Origin of the sequence: Streptomyces sp. CA-179760 (assembly GCF_050937045.1) — a bacterium.
Classification (GTDB): Bacteria; Actinomycetota; Actinomycetes; order Streptomycetales; family Streptomycetaceae; genus Streptomyces.
In genome coordinates, this window is sequence record NZ_JBNJLZ010000001.1 from 1,786,117 (window position 1) to 1,802,118 (window position 16,002).

General features: G+C 71.2%; 11 protein-coding genes and 3 pseudogenes. 2 read left to right on the forward strand and 12 right to left on the reverse strand.

The window, feature by feature from the left end; translation table 11 throughout:
• Nucleotides 1–10: 10 nt before the first annotated feature.
• Nucleotides 11–1,707, reverse strand: a pseudogene (locus ACQEV8_RS07855) (flavin monoamine oxidase family protein).
• Between the two features lie 43 nt (nucleotides 1,708–1,750).
• Nucleotides 1,751–2,538: pseudogene (locus tag ACQEV8_RS07860) on the reverse strand (carbon-nitrogen hydrolase family protein).
• Nucleotides 2,539–2,844: 306 nt separating this feature from the next.
• On the opposite strand from ACQEV8_RS07860, the gene ACQEV8_RS07865 reads away from it, so the two are divergent.
• Complete coding sequence (locus ACQEV8_RS07865; RefSeq protein ID WP_432958465.1) at nucleotides 2,845–3,399, forward strand: Repetin; 555 nt, start codon at nucleotides 2,845–2,847, stop codon at nucleotides 3,397–3,399.
• Here the strand turns inward: ACQEV8_RS07865 and ACQEV8_RS07870 are convergent.
• From ACQEV8_RS07870 to rpe, 8 genes and pseudogenes are all read right to left on the reverse strand, one after another.
• Nucleotides 3,374–4,564 (reverse strand): MFS transporter, encoded by a 1,191-nt coding sequence (locus ACQEV8_RS07870; protein ID WP_432958466.1) that lies wholly within the window; start codon nucleotides 4,562–4,564, stop codon nucleotides 3,374–3,376. The genes ACQEV8_RS07865 and ACQEV8_RS07870 overlap by 26 nt on opposite strands.
• Before the next feature lie 146 nt (nucleotides 4,565–4,710).
• A complete protein-coding gene (locus ACQEV8_RS07875; protein WP_432958468.1) occupies nucleotides 4,711–5,163 on the reverse strand; it encodes an Lrp/AsnC family transcriptional regulator in 453 nt (150 codons plus the stop codon).
• 10 nt (nucleotides 5,164–5,173) lie between these two features.
• Nucleotides 5,174–6,639, reverse strand: a pseudogene (locus tag ACQEV8_RS07880) (amino acid permease).
• A gap of 233 nt (nucleotides 6,640–6,872) precedes the next feature.
• Nucleotides 6,873–7,370 (reverse strand): GNAT family N-acetyltransferase, encoded by a 498-nt coding sequence (locus ACQEV8_RS07885; RefSeq protein ID WP_432958470.1) that lies wholly within the window; start codon nucleotides 7,368–7,370, stop codon nucleotides 6,873–6,875.
• 77 nt (nucleotides 7,371–7,447) lie between these two features.
• A complete protein-coding gene (locus ACQEV8_RS07890) occupies nucleotides 7,448–8,890 on the reverse strand; it encodes a GuaB1 family IMP dehydrogenase-related protein (protein ID WP_432958472.1) in 1,443 nt (480 codons plus the stop codon).
• A gap of 108 nt (nucleotides 8,891–8,998) precedes the next feature.
• The gene (locus tag ACQEV8_RS07895; RefSeq protein WP_432972529.1) at nucleotides 8,999–9,352 is read right to left on the reverse strand and encodes a barstar family protein; all 354 of its coding nucleotides are present in this window, start codon (nucleotides 9,350–9,352) and stop codon (nucleotides 8,999–9,001) included.
• 24 nt (nucleotides 9,353–9,376) lie between these two features.
• Entirely contained in the window at nucleotides 9,377–10,420 is a 1,044-nt protein-coding gene (locus ACQEV8_RS07900) for a sugar-binding transcriptional regulator (protein ID WP_432958474.1), read from the reverse strand.
• Between the two features lie 77 nt (nucleotides 10,421–10,497).
• Nucleotides 10,498–11,184 (reverse strand): ribulose-phosphate 3-epimerase, encoded by a 687-nt coding sequence (gene rpe, locus ACQEV8_RS07905; protein WP_432958476.1) that lies wholly within the window; start codon nucleotides 11,182–11,184, stop codon nucleotides 10,498–10,500.
• Nucleotides 11,185–11,266: 82 nt separating this feature from the next.
• On the opposite strand from rpe, the gene ACQEV8_RS07910 reads away from it, so the two are divergent.
• Nucleotides 11,267–13,414 (forward strand): MMPL family transporter, encoded by a 2,148-nt coding sequence (locus tag ACQEV8_RS07910; RefSeq protein ID WP_432958478.1) that lies wholly within the window; start codon nucleotides 11,267–11,269, stop codon nucleotides 13,412–13,414.
• Here the strand turns inward: ACQEV8_RS07910 and ACQEV8_RS07915 are convergent.
• Together ACQEV8_RS07915 and fmt are read right to left on the reverse strand one after the other, a co-directional pair.
• Nucleotides 13,395–14,822, reverse strand: a complete 1,428-nt coding sequence (locus ACQEV8_RS07915) for an RsmB/NOP family class I SAM-dependent RNA methyltransferase (RefSeq protein ID WP_432958479.1) — start codon at nucleotides 14,820–14,822, stop codon at nucleotides 13,395–13,397. The genes ACQEV8_RS07910 and ACQEV8_RS07915 overlap by 20 nt on opposite strands.
• 65 nt (nucleotides 14,823–14,887) lie before the next feature.
• Nucleotides 14,888–15,820: a methionyl-tRNA formyltransferase gene (gene fmt / locus ACQEV8_RS07920; protein WP_432958481.1), complete on the reverse strand. Its 933-nt coding sequence runs from the start codon at nucleotides 15,818–15,820 to the stop codon at nucleotides 14,888–14,890.
• Nucleotides 15,821–16,002 lie beyond the last annotated feature (182 nt).

Below are 16,002 nucleotides of genomic sequence, written 5' to 3' on the forward strand. Positions count from 1 at the left end.
CTCGGTACTCCTAGTCCTCCGGCAGCTCGACGGGCGCGATCTCGTCATAGACGTCGCCGGGCCCCGGGTTGGTCGGGTCGGTCGTGCCGCCGAAGTGGTGCATGACGCCCCAGACCGCGTTGAGGGCGGTCTGGACGGCTCCCTCGGCCCAGCCGGCCGTCCAGGAGATGTCGTCGCCGGCGAGGAAGACGCCGCGCTTGTCCTCGGGCAGTTCCTCCTGCATGAAGTGCGTGAACAGGCGCCGCTGGTAGCGGTAGTGGCCGGGCAGGTTGGCCTTGAACGCGCCCATGAAGTAGGGCTCGTTCTCCCAGGAGACGGTCACCGGGTTGCCGATGATGTGCTTGCGGATGTCGACCTTGGGATAGATCTCGCCGAGTGACTTCAGCATGACCTCCATCCGCTCGTTCGCGGACAGCGGGAGCCACTTCAGGCTGTCGTCGCACCAGGTGTAGGAGAGGCAGATGACGGCGGGCTTGTCCGGGCCGTCGTCGAGCAGGTAGGTCCCGCGCGTCATACGGTCGGTGAGGGTCATCGACATGACGTCACGTCCCGTTTCCTCGTCCTTGTCGAGCCAGAACGGCCGGTCCACCGGGACGAAGAGCTTGGAGCTCTCCATGTAGTGCGTGCGCTCGATGGCCGTCCAGTGGTCGATCGGGAAGAGCGAGTCGTCGCAGTCGATCTTCGACAGCAGCATCCAGGACTGGGCGGTGAAGATCGCCGTCCGGTAGGTGCGGATGTCGCCGTGCGCGTCGGTCACCGTGATGCGGTTGCCGGCCGTGCGGTGCAGCCGGGTCACCGCCGGGCGGGGCTCGCCGCCCTCGTGCAGGCTCGCGAGCGAGGTCCCCTGCGCCCAGTGGACGATCTTCGCCGGCTCACGCTCCCACAGGCGCAACGGCAGCTGCTGGGAGCCGCCGACGATGCCCCGGTGGTGGTCGTCGGCCTCGGTGTAGACGACGCGGAGGATCTCCAGGATGGAGTTGGGGAAGTCGGTGTCCCAGCCGCCCGTGCCGAAGCCGACCTGGCCGAAGATCTCGCGGTGCCGGAAGGACTTGAACGCCTCGGAGTCGCAGAGGAAGCCGTAGAAGGTCTGGTTGTCGAGCTTCTCGACGAGCCGGGACCAGATCTCGCGGATGCGGGGGACGTCCCGCTCGCGCAGGGCCCGATTCATGTCGGAGAAGTCGGCGCCCTCCTCCAGGCACCTGTTCCACGCCTCGGCGACGTCCCGGTAGACCTGGGGCAGGTCGGCGACCGTCTCGGCGTAGTGCGACTCGCCCTTGAGGTCGACGACGGTCGACGGGGTCGCCTCCGCGAGGGGTTGGGGAAGGACCGCGTCTGCAGACCGACCAGGTCGATGTAGTGCTGGAGCGCGGTGGACGACGGCGGGAAGCGCATCGCCCCCATCTCGGCGGTGAGGGACTCGTCGCACCCGTCGAAGCCCACCGTCCGCAGCCGGCCGCCGATCTGGTCCGCCTCGTACACGACCGGCTTGAGGCCCATCTTCATCAGCTCGTACGCGGCGACGATGCCGGACAGGCCGCCGCCGATGACCGCGACCTCCGTGCCGTGCTCGGTCGCGGGTATCTGCCCGAGACCCGCCGGGTGGGCGAGGAAGTCGTCGTAGGCGTACGGGAAGTCCGGGCCGAACATGGTGATCGGCGGCTGCTGCGCGTCTGCGTGCTCGACGGCGTTGGGCACGGTGGACGTCATGGGGTACGGACTCCTTGCGGAAGAGACAGAAAGGTGTGAGGGATCAGGCGAGCGACCCGTAGAGGCCCGGGCGCCGGTCCAGCAGATACGGGTTGGCCTCGCGGGCCGCGGCGAGGAAGGCCGGGTCGATGTCGGCGAGGACGAGTTCCTCGTCCCGCCCGGCGCGGGTGCGGGCGACCCCGTCGGGCCCGGCGAGCGTGGACAGCCCCACGAACTCGAACTCGCCTTCCCTGCCGACCCGGTTGACGTACGCGACGTACAGCTGGTTCTCGAAGGCACGCACCGGGATCATCGACTCGGCGACGAACTGGAACGGGTGCATCTGTGCCGTCGGGACGAGGAGCAGGTCGGTGCCGGCCAGGGCGTGGGCGCGGACGTTCTCCGGGAACTCCACGTCGTAGCAGATCAGGATCCCGACGCGCAGGCCTTCGATCTCCGTCTGGACGACCGGCTGGTCCCCGGGGTGAAGTGGTCGCGCTCGAAGCAGCCGAAGAGGTGGGTCTTGCGGTAGTTGGCCAGCCGGGTGCCGTCGGCAGAGATCAGCTGAGCCGAGTTGAACACGGCGTCGCCCGCCCGCTCGGGGTAGCCGTAGGCGATCGCCAGGCCGTGGCCGGTCGCGATCTCGGCGACGGCGGCCGCGCAGTCTCCGTCGGCGGGCTCGGCGAGGCGGCCGATGTCGTCGCCGATCGCGTACCCCGTCAGGAACATCTCCGCCGTGACGAGCAGCCCGGCGCCCGCGGCGGCGGCCCGGCCGGCGGCCTCGTCGAGGACCTTGAGGTTCTCGACGGTGGAGCCGGGGCGGCCGGAGCTCTGGAGCAGGGCGGTGCGCATGCGTGTTCCTCACCGGGACGCGGGGATTTCGGGGGCCTGATAGACGGTACGGTCGGCGGGCTCGGGCGGACAAGGAGCAGCCGTTGCGCGCCAATGAGCTGATCATTGCGTCCCTCGACGGCTCGGCGGCGATTCGTTGCGGGCCCGCGGTCGTACGTCGGTCCTCCCGTGGGAGCAGACCGTTGCGGTACTCCCCCGCCGGGCGGCGGAGGCGGGGTCACGTCCCCGGAGCGATGTGGCGCGGGCGCCGCGCCGGAACAGTGGTGGGTGTTCCGACGACCTGTTTCCCTTACGGAAAGGACCACCATGAACCGCCGTACGAAGACCGCCGTGTTGGGCGCAGCGCTGCTGCTCACCGCCACCGCGGCCTCCGCCGCCGCGTCCTCCGGCTCCGGGTCCTCCGGCTTATCGGCTCAGGCCCGTGAGGCCGCCGCGCTCACCGGCGAGGCGAAGCTGTACCGCTCGGCCGGGGACGACATCACCTTCTCCTTCGACGCGCATCTGGCAGCGAAGGACAAGGCCGACCCGATGAAGGCGACCGGCACCTTCGAGTGGAGCCACTACCTGAACGGCGAGGGCGCCCGGGCGAAGGCGAAGGTCGACTGCCTGGTCACCGGTGGCAAGGTGGCTGTCGTCTCCGGTGTCATCACCTCCTCCGACCTGCCCGGCGCGAAGGGCAAGCGGGTCGGAATCACCGTGCACGACCTCGGCCGCCACGACCGGCTCGGCTACAGCTGGGCCACTACGGGCAGCCCGGTCGAAACGAAGGACCTGCCCCAGTGTGTGAGCTCGGCGCCCTTCGAGAAGGTCAAGAAGGGGACCGGCGACTTCTCTGTCACCCCCTGGCAGCCCGACCTCTAGCAGCCAGCAGCAGCGCGGTCACCAGGTACGGCACGGCGAACCACGCGAAGGCCGTGCCGTGGCCGGCGGCCGTGCCGAGGGCCCCGTAGCCGACGTACACGGCGACGGTGGCCAGGTCCGTGCCCAGTCCGGCGACCGAGGTGAGGGTGGCCCGGCCGGAGTCGTCGATGCGCTGCTGGAGCCGGGCGTCGGCCAGTACGCTCGCCGCCTGGAAGCCGCCGAAGGCGAGCGCCACGAGGGCGATTCCGGCCAGGGTGCCGGCACCTGTGCCCACGGCCAGGGCGAGTGCCGCGCCCGCGAGCAGCGCCGCGAGTCCCTTGGTGCCGAGGCGTTCGCCCGTCCCGGCCAGCAGTCCTCCGGCCGTGGCGCCCGCCCAGATCACCAGAAGCAGATACGGCACCAGCGCGTCGGGGACGCCGGTGTCCCTCACCAGCAGCGGCGTGTACTCGTCGAGGGCGCCCCACACGGCGGTCACAGCCGGGACCAGCAGAAGGGCTCCGCGCACGGACGGGTCGGCGCGGGCCTCTGCCAGCCCGGCCTTCAGGGTCGCGGTCCAGCTGTCCTGCCCGGCCGCCGGGGTCCGGTGTTCCGGGAGCCGGGTCGCGATCGCCGCCGCCAGCAGGCAGACCAGCACGCTCGCGGCACCGACGGCGGTGTGGCCGCCCCAGGCGAACACCGGGCCGGCCAGTCCCATCGCCGCCATCACGGCCACCAGGCCGGCCGCCCGGGCCCGGCCCATGACACGGGCGTAGCGGCCGGCCGCGCCGAGCCGCTGCAGTTCGTCGTAGACCAGCGCCTCGTACGCGCCGGAGGTGAGGGCGCCGCCCGCGCCCCACAGCACGAAGCCCAGCGCGAAGGCGCCGTACGACGGGAAGAGAGTCCACAGGGCGAAGCCGGCGGCCGTGAGCAGCGGGCCGATCCACAGCAGCCGGCGACGCGACACGGCGTCGGCCCAGGCGCCTGAGGGGATCTCCAGCAGCACGCCGGTGACCGACCAGAGGGCGAACAGGGAGGAGATCTGCCAGACCGACAGCCCGGTGTCGCGGAACAGCAGCGCGTACACCGGGTAGAGCAGGACGAAGTCTTCGAGGAACGCGTAGCCGTACAGCGTGCTCGTCAGCCGGCGGACACCGGTCGCGGGCGCGCGTGCGGGTGAGAGAGTCATGAGGCCTTCCCGAGAGGGCGGTTCGGACACCGGACGTGTGGCACGTACGGCGGCCGAGGCGGCCCTCGGGAGGCGCGGCTGGTGGATCAATGTCGCCAGGTCATGACACCGACTCTAGGCCCGTGCGGCGCGGGACGCCGCTGATTTCAGGTGGGCGATCCCGACGAGAAGCGCCGCAGCAGCGGCGACAGCACGAGCACGGACTTGGTCCGCTCGACGAACGGCTCCCCGGCGATCCGCTCCAGGACCCGTTCGAAGTGCCGCATGTCGGAGGCGAAGACCTGGGCGATCGCGTCCGCGTCCCCGGTGACGGTGGACGCGGCCACGACCTCCTGATAGCGCTCCAGGCCCCTCTGGATGGTCTCCGGGGAGGTGTTGCCCCGGCAGTAGATCTCGACGAACCCCTCGGTCTCCCAGCCGAGGGCGCCCGGGTCCACCCGGACGGTGAAGCCGGTGATGGCTCCGGTGGCGCGCAGCCGGTCCACGCGCCGTTTCACGGCGGGCGCGGACAGGCCGACGATCTGGCCGATGTCTGAGTAGGAGCGGCGGGCGTCCTCGGCGAGGGCGTGCACGATGCGTTCGTCGAGATCGTTCAGCACAGTGAGTTGATCACTTTTCGGATGGTGCGAGTCGGGAACGGCGGTAGCCGTACACGAAGTAGAACACGAGCCCGGCGGCCATCCAGACACCGAAGACCACCCAGGTCACGGCCGACAGGCTGCCCATCATCCAGATGCAGAAGCCGAAGCCGAGGGCGGGCATGACCGGGGAGAGCGGCACCCGGAAGGTGCGGGGCATGTCCGGGCGGGTCCGGCGCAGCACCACGACGGCCACGTTGACGAGCGCGAAGGCGAACAGGGTGCCGATGCTGGTGGCGTCGGCGAGCTGCCCGAGCGGGATCGCGGCGGCCAGCACACCGCAGAACAGCGACACGATCAGGGTGTTGGCGCGGGGGTCTTGGTCTTCGGGTGGACCCTGGAGAAGACCTGCGGTACCAGCCCGTCGCGGGACATGGCGAAGAGGATGCGGGTCTGGCCGTAGAGCACGGTCAGGACCACGCTCGCGATGGCGATGACCGCGCAGAACGCCAGCAGCGTGCCCCAGAAGGTCTGTCCGGTGACCTCGCGCATGATCTGGGCGAGGGCGGCCTCGGAGTCGGTGAAGTTCTTCCAGGGCTTGGCGCCGACCGCGACGGCGGCGACGAGGACGTACAGCGCCGTGACGATGACCAGCGACAGCATGATCGCGCGGGGCAGGTCGCGCTGGGCGTTCTTCGCCTCCTCGCCGGCGGTGGAGGCGGCGTCGAAGCCGATGTAGGAGAAGAACAGCGTGGCTCCGGCGGCGCTGACACCCGCCATGCCCAGCGGCATGAAGTTCTCGTAGTTGCCGGAGCGGAAGCCCTGGACGCCGATGGCGCAGAACATCACCAGCGCGGCGATCTTCACCATGACCATGACGGTGTTGGCGCGGGCGGATTCCTTGGCGCCGCCCATCAGGAACGCCATCGCGAGCAGCACGACGATCAGCGCGGGGAGGTTGAACACGCCGCCGTCGCCGGGCGGTGCGGACAGGGCGGCCGGGAGGGTGACACCTATGGTCCCGTCGAGCAGCTCATTGAGGTACTCGCCCCAGCCGACCGCGACGGCGGCGACGGAGACGCCGTACTCCAGGACCAGGCACCAGCCGCAGACCCAGGCGATCAGCTCGCCCATCGTTGCGTACGCATACGAGTACGAGGATCCGGCGACCGGGATGGTACCGGCGAGCTCGGCGTACGACAGGGCCGAGAACAGGGCGGTGAGGCCGGCGATGACGAAGGACAGCGTGACGGCCGGCCCCGCCTTCGGGACGGCCTCGCCGAGGACGACGAAGATGCCGGTGCCGAGGGTGGCACCGATGCTGATCATGGTGAGCTGCCACAGACCGAGGGAGCGCCGCAGCGACCCGCCCTCGCCCTGGCCACCCTCGGCGACCAGGCTTTCCACCGGCTTGCGACGCATGAGGCGCGCACCGACGCCCTGGGCGGGCGGGGTGGTCTGACTACTGCTGTGCGTTGGTGCGCCTTGGTCGAGCACGTGCTGGGCTCCTTATCGCTGCCGGGTCAGGGCGGCAGGGACCGGCGGCACCTCTTGAGCAGAGCCCCACCGAGCGGGGTCCCTGCCACGCCACGTACGAGGCGACAGCCTACGAGGATCGGCGTTGCTGGTGAAATGCAGCAACCTTGCGCATGTCCGCAAGATCATTGCGTTGATGGAGACGGGCCGGATGTTCGTTGCACGACAGTTTTCGTCCGTTGCACAAGGCTTGCTCAGACCAGCTCTTTCACCAGGAACGTGAGGTTCTCGACGCACTTGTGCGTGAGGCCGTCACGGTCCTCGTAGGACCAGCGCCCGACGTACCCGGCGAGGGGCAGATAGCCGAGCCGGGCATAGAGAACGGCGGCACGCGGGTTGTCGTCGGCGACCCCGAGGCCGACGGCCGTGCGGCCCCGCTCCCGGGCCAGTTCCTCGGCGGCCCGGATCAGGGCGCTGCCGATGCCGCGCGAGCGCAGCGTCGCGGGCCACACGGTCAGTGCGTTGATCTCGGGGCAGCCGGGCCGGGCCGCCCGTACGCCCGCGTCGTCGCAGCCGCCCCAGCGCAGCTCCGTGTGCCCCACGGGCCGCCCGTCGAGCCAGGCGACGAGATAGGTGCTCGCGCCCCGCTCCTGGCGCCCGAAGCGGCGGGCGTGGAACGAGGTGGCGCCCGGGGAGGCGATGCACTGGTCGAGCAGCGCCACGTCGGCGGCCCGGCAGACGGTGATCTCCATGGCGTACGACGGTAGGGCGTGCGTACGCGCAAGGCCCCCGATTTTCACCGGGGGCCTTGTACAGGGGCGTTGGCGGGTCAGCTCCAGCTGGCGTGCAGGGGCTTGCCCTCGGCGTAGCCGGCGGCGCTCTGGATGCCGACGATGGCCTTCTCGGCGAACTCCTCAAGGGAGCCGGCGCCGGCGTAGGTGCAGGAGGAGCGGACGCCCGCGATGACCGAGTCGATCAGGTCCTCGACGCCCGGGCGGGTCGGGTCGAGGAACATGCGGGAGGTGGAGATGCCCTCCTCGAACAGCGCCTTGCGGGCGCGGTCGTAGGCCGACTCCTCCGACGTGCGGTTGCGCACGGCACGCGCGGAGGCCATGCCGAAGGACTCCTTGTACGCCCGTCCCTGCGCGTCGTGCTGGAGGTCGCCCGGGGACTCGTAGGTGCCCGCGAACCAGGAGCCGACCATCACGTTGGACGCACCGGCCGCGAGCGCCATCGCCACGTCCCGCGGGTGACGGACGCCGCCGTCGGCCCACACGTGCTTGCCGTACTTCCTCGCCTCGGCGGCGCACTCCAGGACGGCGGAGAACTGCGGCCGGCCGACGCCGGTCATCATGCGGGTGGTGCACATGGCGCCGGGTCCGACACCGACCTTCACGATGTCCGCGCCCGCCTCGATCAGGTCGCGCACACCCGCGGCGGCCACCACGTTGCCGGCGACGATCGGAACCCGCGGGTCGAGATCGCGCACCAGCTTCAGGGCACTGATCATCGACTCCTGGTGGCCGTGCGCGGTGTCGATGACGAGCGTGTCGACACCCGCGTCCAGCAGCTCCTGGGCCTTGCCCGCGACATCGCCGTTGATGCCGACGGCGGCGGCGATGCGCAGCCGTCCCTGCGCGTCGGTGGCCGGCTGGTAGAGCGTGGCGCGCAGGGCGCCCTTGCGGGTGAGGATGCCGGCGAGCGTGCCGTCCTTGTTCACCGCGGGGGCGTAGCGGCGGTTGGCGTGGTCGAGGGTGCTGAACGCCTCGCCCGGGTCCATGTCCGCGTCGATGAGCAGCAGGTCCCGGGACATGACCTCGGTGAGCTGCGTGAAGCGGTCCACGCCGGACAGGTCGGAGTCGGTGACCACGCCGACCGGCCGGTGGTTCTCATCGACGACGACCCCGGCGTTGTGCGCGCGCTTGGGCAGCAGCGCAAGCGCGTCCGCGACGGTCTGATGCGGGGCCAGGATGATCGGGGTGTCCAGGACCAGGTGGCGGCTCTTCACCCAGGAGACGACGTCGGTGACCACGTCGTTCGGGATGTCCTGCGGTATGACGACGAGGCCGCCGCGTCGGGCCACGGTCTCGGCCATGCGGCGGCCGGCGATGGCGGTCATGTTGGCGACGACGAGCGGGATGGTGGTGCCCGTGCCGTCCGGGGAGCTGAGGTCGACGCCCTGCCGCGAGCCGACCGCGGAGCGGCTCGGCACCATGAAGACGTCGTCGTACGTCAGGTCGTACCCGGGCTGGATGTCATTGAGGAAACGCACGTGCTGCACATCCCAGTCGTTCAGAGGTGACCCCCGAACCGGGTGGTCCGGGGGAAAGAGCACGTACTTCATTGTCCCACGACGACGGCCCGGACGTCCCTGAGCGGATCATCCAGGCTGGTCAGGGGGCCTCTCGGAGGATGCTCCAAGCCCGAGGGTCACGAAGAGACCCGGGCCCCGGTCCGTCGCCTCGGCGAAGATCTCCTCCGCGACCTGCCACTCCCCGGGCCGCGTCTCGGCGTACCTCCGCCAGCCCGTGACGACGACCAGCAGCCCCCGCTCCTCGGACCCCTCGGGCCAGAGGGCGGGGTCGGCCAGGCAGTCGGCGAGGGCGTCCCAGTTGCGGCCGAACCAGTCGGGCAGGGCCAGGTCGCGGGCGCAGCGGTCCATGAGGCCCGCTTTGTCCGTGACCCCGTCGAGGTCCAGGACGAGCACGATCCGGCCCGCCGGGTCGTCCGGCACCTGGTGCGGCTCCCTCACCATCCGTCAGGCTCCGTCCGGGTCGGTCCGGTTGAGCGCGGACTTCGGCGCCGGGCCCGCCGTCATCAGGTAGTCAGCGGCCGAGGTGTCCGTGACCAGGCTGGTGACCAGCCCGGACCGCAGCACCGCGTCGATCGCGGGTCCCTTGCGCTGCCCGCCCGCGATCGCGACGACCTCGGGGACGCGGCGGAGCTGGTGGGTCTTGACGGTGATGCACCGCTCGCCCAGGTCGCGGCCGACCCGGCGCCCCTCGGCGTCGAAGAGGTGCGCGGACATCTCGGCGGCGACACCGAGGGAGGCGTAGTGCGCGCGCTCCTCGTCGCTGAGCATGTCGTGCACCGTGGAGATGCCCGGCTCCCAGGAGCCGATGGAGACACAGGCGACGGTGACCTTGTCGAAGTGCTCGAAGGCCCGGGCGATACCCGTCTGGTTGCGCAGTGCCGTGGCCGTGGCCGCGTCGGGCAGCAGCATCGGCGCGTAGATGGGGTGGGCGTCACCGCCGGACACCTGGGCGGCGCGGCGTACGGCCTCGACCGAGCCGCGCTCGGCGGTCCCGGCGTCGTACACGCCCGTCAGCTGCACCACCGTGCACGGCGGCAGCCGGTCGAGCGCCGCCGCCATGTGGATCGTGGACCGGCCCCAGGCCAGTCCCAGCACATCACCTTCGTTGACCAGTTCGCCGAGCAGGTCGGCGGCCACCTCTCCCAGGTTCTCGGGGTCGGGTGTCTCCTCGGCCTCGGCCGGGGACTCGACCACGACAGCGTGCCTGAGGCCGTAGCGGGCGCGGAGCGCGTCCGAGCGCTCGGCGTCCAGCTCGGCAGGCACACGGATCTCGATACGCACGAGATCCCGTTCGAGGGCGGTCTCCAGAACCCGGGCCACCTTGAAGCGGCTGACGCCGAACTCCTCCGCGATCTGGATCTTGGACTTGCCCTCGAGGTAGAAGCGGCGGGCCATGGCCGCCGCCTGCACCAGCTCAGCGGGTCCCATCCGCATGGCTGACCGGCCCGCCGACATACCCGACACGGCGATCTCCTCACTGCTGTTCACACTTGGATTCGCCGTTCATCCTTGCAGATCCGGCGCACTTGATCAGCCCTGATCGGAGCCGTTCACTTCGCTGTGGCTCAGTGGTCGCAGGCCCAGGATGCCTTGGCCGTCGCCGCCTCAGCCTGCGTGCGTAGTGCACGTACCGCCTGGGCCGGGTCTTTTGCTCCGTAGACCGCCGATCCGGCCACGAAGACATCGGCTCCGGCGTCGGCGCAGCGCTCGATGGTGGAAGCCGAAACTCCGCCGTCGACCTGGAGCCAGAGCTCCAGACCGTGCTTGCTGATCAACTCGCGGGTGCGGCGAATCTTCGGAAGCATGATGTCGAGAAAGGCCTGTCCCCCGAAGCCCGGTTCGACCGTCATGATCAGGAGCATGTCGAGCTCGGGGAGCAGGTCCTCGTACGGCTCGATGGGGGTCGCGGGCTTCAGCGCCATGGAGGCGCGGGCGCCCTTGGCCCGGATCTCGCGGGCGAGCCGGACGGGAGCGGCGGCCGCCTCGACATGGAAGGTGACGGAACCGGCCCCCGCTTCCACGTACTGGGGCGCCCACCGATCGGGGGCCTCGATCATCAGATGGCAGTCCAGCGGAGTGTCCGTCGCACGGGCGAGCGACTCTACGACCGGCACCCCGAGCGTGAGGTTCGGGACGAAATGGTTGTCCATGACGTCGACGTGGAGCCAGTCGGCTCCCTGCACCGCCTTCGCCTCGTCCGCGAGGCGAGCGAAGTCGGCGGACAGGATGCTGGGGTTGATCTGCGCGGCCATGGCCTAACCCTATGCGCTGCGCCGGGCCCGGGCGGTGGGGGTCCAGGGACTGGCCCCTTCGAGGCATCGTGCGGAGGTCGGGATGACGAGCAACCGGGGCGTCGGGCATCTGGTCTGCGGTCGGCGGGCCAAGTGGCTGGTGTTGGTGTTGTGGCTGGTCGTACTGTTCGTGGCGGCGCCGTTCGCGATGAAGCTCACCGACGCCCAGGACAACGACGCGGCGTCCTGGCTGCCGGGGTCCGCGGAGTCGACGCAGGTGCTGGAGCTGTCCAAGGACTTCCGTCCCGAGCAGATCCCCGCGGTCGTCGTCTACGCCCGGGACAGCGGGCTCACCGCACAGGACCGTGCGCAGATCACCGAGGACGCGGCACAGCTGAGGCAGCTGCGCGACCACGGCATCCGGGGCGCGGAGACCCGGGGGCCCGTCTACGACCGGCCGGCCGATCCCCGGGCGGCGGAGATCCTCGTACCGATCACGATGGACGAGAAGGGCTGGGAGCGGATCGCGCCCGCGGTCGACTCCATGCGGGACATCACCGGTGACAGTCACGGCGGTCTCGCCGTGCACATCACCGGGCCGGGCGGCACATCAGCGGACTTCTCCGAGGCCTTCGAGGGCATCGACTCGACGCTCCTGGTGTCGGCCATGGCCGTCGTCATCGTCATGCTGCTGATCACCTACCGCAGTCCCACCCTGCTGCTGGTCCCGCTGGTCGCCGTGATCGCGGCGCTGTTCACCGCGCAGGCGCTGATCTATGTCCTCGCCGAGCACGCCGGCCTGACGGTCAACGGGCAGAGCGCCGGCATCCTCACGGTGCTCGTGTTCGGCGCGGGGACGGACTACGCGCTGCTGCTCGTGGCGCGCTACCGGGAGGAACTGCGCCGCCACGAGGACCGGCACGAGGCGATGGCGCTCGCCCTGCACCGGGCGGGCCCCGCCGTGCTCGCCTCCGGAGCGACGGTCGTGCTGAGCATGCTGGTGCTGCTGGTCGCGGAAATGAACTCCACCAGCGGCCTGGGTCCGGTCGCCGCGATCGGCGTGGCGGTCGCCCTCCTGGCGATGATGACCCTGTTCCCGGCCCTGCTGGTGATCTTCGGCCGCTGGATCTTCTGGCCGGTGATCCCGCATCTCGGCTCGGCCGATCCGACCGGGCGCGGCATCTGGGCCCGCACCGGCCGCGGTATCGCCCGCCGTCCGCGCACGGTCTGGGCGGTGACGGCTCTCGTCCTGGCAGTCTGCTCGCTCGGTCTCATCCAGCTGCGCGCGGAGGGCATCAGCAATGCGGACGCGTTCACGGACAAGCCGGACTCGATCGTCGGCCAGGAGGTCTCCGAACAGTACTTCCCCGCCGGCAGCGGCAACCCGCTCGTCATCGTGTCCAACCAGGCGCAGGCCCGGCAGGTGGGCCGCGCGGTCGCCGGGACCGAGGGCGTCGTGCCGACCTCGCTCGGCCTGCCCCCGGCCACGAAACCCGTGTACGAGGGCAAAGTGCTGTTCGAGGCGACCCTGGCCGATCCGGCGGACGGCGAGGCGGCGAAGCAGACCGTCGAAAGGGTGCGGGACGCGGTGCACGCGGTGCCGGACGCGGACGCCCAGGTGGGCGGCGGCACGGCCGGACTCATCGACATGGACAGAGCGACAATCCACGACAACATCGTGATCATCCCGCTGGTCCTGGTCGTCGTCCTGCTGATCCTGTGCGCGTTGCTACGGTCCCTGCTCGCCCCGCTGCTGCTGGTCGGGACGGTGATCCTGTCCTTCACGGCGGCCCTGGGCATCAGCGCGCTCGCGTTCCGGTACGTCTTCGACTACGCGGGCGAGGCGACCGACTTCCCCTTGTTCGTCTTCGTCTTCCTGGTCGCCCTGGGCATCGACTACAACATCTTCCTCACCACCCGCATCCGTGAAGAGGCGGCCCGGCAGGGCACCAGACGGGGCGTGGTCACGGGCCTCGCCGCCACCGGCGCGGTCATCACCTCCGCGGGCCTGGTGCTGGCCGGCACGTTCGCCGCCCTCGGCACCCTCCCGATGGTCGCCTTCGCAGAGATCGGCTTCGCGGTCGCCCTCGGCGTCCTCATCGACACGTTCATCGTGCGATCGGTCCTCGTGACGTCGCTGTTCCTGGACGTGGGACCGAAGGTGTGGTGGCCGCACCGGCTGTCCCGGGAGGACGGGGGTGCGGCGCACCAGGACGGCGTCGGAGCGGGGGTCAGCCGGTCCGGCGAATGAGGGCCAGGTACATGGCGTCGGTCCCGTGCAGATGCGGCCACAGCTGGACGTCGGGTCCGTCGCCCAGGTCCGGTACGCCGGGCAGCAGCGGCCGCGCGTCGACGAGGTCGGTGTCCGGGATCTGCTTGAGCACATCGGCGACCACGGCCCGGGTCTCGGCGAGATGCGGCGAGCACGTCGCGTAGCCCACGACACCGCCGACCCGTACCGACTCCAGGGCGGTGCGCAGCAGCCCGCGCTGCAGCGGCGCGAAACCCTCCAGGTCGTCGGGCCGGCGCCGCCAGCGTGCCTCAGGGCGGCGCCGCAGGGCGCCCAGACCGGTGCACGGCACATCGACCAGGACCCGGTCGAAGCTGCCGGGCCGCCACGCCGGTCGGGTCCCGTCCGCGGTGATCACCTGATACGGCCCCGGGTTGCCTGCCAGCGCGCCCGCCACGAGCCGGGCGCGGTGCGGCTGCTTCTCGGAGGCGAGCAGCAGCGCGCCCCGTTCGGCGGCGAGGGCGCCGAGCAGGGCGGCCTTGCCGCCGGGCCCCGCGCACCCGTCGAGCCACCGCCGGTCGGGCCCGTCCAGCGGCGCGCCCGCGAGGGCGATCGCGACGAGCTGGCTGCCCTCGTCCTGCACGCCCGCGCGCCCGTCCCGGACGGCCTCGATGGCGCCCGGCTCGCCGCCCTCGGTCAGCCGTACGGCATACGGCGACCAGCGTCCCGGCACGGCGGCGTCCTCGTCGAGCAGTTCCCCCGCGGTCGCCCGCCCGGGCCGCGCCACCAGGGTCACCTCGGGCCGCTCGTTGTCGGCGCGCAGCAGCTCCTCGACGCCGGCCCGCCCGCCGCCGAGGGAGTCCCACAGTGCGGACACGACCCACCGCGGATGCGAGTGGACGACGGCGAGGTGGTCCTCGGGATCCTCGTCGTAGGGCGGCGCGACCCGCTCGAGCCAGCCGTCCAGGTCGTCCTGCGCGATCTTCCGCAGCACGGCGTTGACGAACTTGGCCCGTCCGTCGCCGAGCACGACCCGCGCGAGCTCGACGGTGGCGGACACGGCCGCGTGGGTCGGGATCCGCGTCCCGAGCAACTGGTGCGCGCCGAGGCTCAGCACGTCCAGCACCGGCGGGTCGACGTCCCCGAGCGGCCGGTCCACGCAGGACGCGATGACCGCGTCGTACGTCCCCTGCCACCGCAGCGTCCCGTACACCAGCTCGGTGGCGAGCGCCGCGTCCCGCGCGTCGAACTTCTCGGGTCCCTCGTTCTCCCGCGCTTTGCGCAGCAACGGCGGCAGGACGAGGTTGGCGTAGGCGTCGCGCTCGTCCACGGCCCTCAGCGCCTCGAAGGCGAGGAGGCGGACGGGGTCCTTCTTGGGCCGACGGTAGGGCTTGCCGGACGTGCGGGGCCGACGGGACTGTTCGCTCACGAAAAAGGTGCTCCGGGTATGAGAAGAAGTGCGCCGACCAGCCTACGCCGCCGGGAGCGGGGGCATCAGCCCCCGAGCCGCTCCCCGTCGGCGATCCGCACACCGCGCGCCCAGTCCGCGGCCCTCATCGGCTTCTTGCCCTGGGCCTGCACCCACAGCAGCTCGACACCGTACGAACCGGTGCCGACGTAGACGTTGTTCTTCCCCGCGGAGATCTGCCCCGGGACGAGGTCCGCCCGGTCGGGCACGGGAGCGACCTGGATGAGCTTGAGCCGCTCGCCGCGGAAGGTGGTCCAGGCGCCGGGGGCCGGGGTGCAGCCCCGCACCATCCGGTCGACGCGCAGCGCGGGGGCGGCCCAGTCGAGGTGTGCGTCCTCGACGTTGACCTTCGGGGCCTGGCTGATGCCGTCGGCCGGCTGCGGTACGGCCTTCAGCGTGCCGTCCTCGATGCCGTCCATGGTCGCCGCGAGCAGCCCGGCACCGGCGAAGGCGAGCCGCGTCAGCAGGTCCCCGCTGGTGTCGGTGGCCCGGATCTCCTCGGTCACCGTCCCGTACACCGGCCCCGAGTCGAGCCCTTCCTCGATCAGGAAGGTCGAAGCCCCGGTGATCTCGTCCCCGGCCATGATGGAGTGCTGCACGGGCGCGGCCCCGCGCCAGGCCGGCAGCAGGGAGAAGTGCAGGTTGACCCAGCCATGGGTGGGCACGTCGAGGGCGACACGGGGCAGCAGCGCCCCGTACGCGACGACCGGGCAGCAGTCCGGCGCGATCTCCCGCAGCCGCTCCAGGAACTCGGGGTCCTTCGGCTTCGCGGGCTTCAGCACCTCGATCCCGGCCTCCTCCGCCCGCTCGGCGACGGGCGACGCGACCAGCCTGCGCCCGCGCCCGGCCGGCGCGTCGGGCCGCGTGACGACGGCGGCCACCTCGTGCCGCCCGGAGGCGAGAAGAGCGTCCAGAGCGGGAACGGCGACCTCGGGTGTACCGGCGAAGACGAGCTTCATGGGGTGGTGGGGGCCTCTCGGGCGGGGATGAACGACGGGCGACGCACAAGTCTATGAGCTGACCCCGGAATGCCGCCGACGGCGCTCGGCCCCCACGGGAGACCCAGGCCACTCGGCTGACAGTTACGGGCGGTGCGCGGGTGGCAGACACCAGCCGAAGGCCGAAGGCCGAGGCGCACACC

Coding starts and splice junctions, on each gene's coding strand:
- ACQEV8_RS07910 (WP_432958478.1), top strand. CDS start 11,267: ATGACGAGCAACCGGGGCGTCGGGCATCTGGTCTGCGGTCGGCGGGCC.
- ACQEV8_RS07865 (WP_432958465.1), top strand. CDS start 2,845: ATGAACCGCCGTACGAAGACCGCCGTGTTGGGCGCAGCGCTGCTGCTC.
- ACQEV8_RS07870 (WP_432958466.1), bottom strand. CDS start 4,564: ATGACTCTCTCACCCGCACGCGCGCCCGCGACCGGTGTCCGCCGGCTG.
- ACQEV8_RS07885 (WP_432958470.1), bottom strand. CDS start 7,370: ATGGAGATCACCGTCTGCCGGGCCGCCGACGTGGCGCTGCTCGACCAG.
- rpe (WP_432958476.1), bottom strand. CDS start 11,184: ATGGCCGCGCAGATCAACCCCAGCATCCTGTCCGCCGACTTCGCTCGC.
- fmt (WP_432958481.1), bottom strand. CDS start 15,820: ATGAAGCTCGTCTTCGCCGGTACACCCGAGGTCGCCGTTCCCGCTCTG.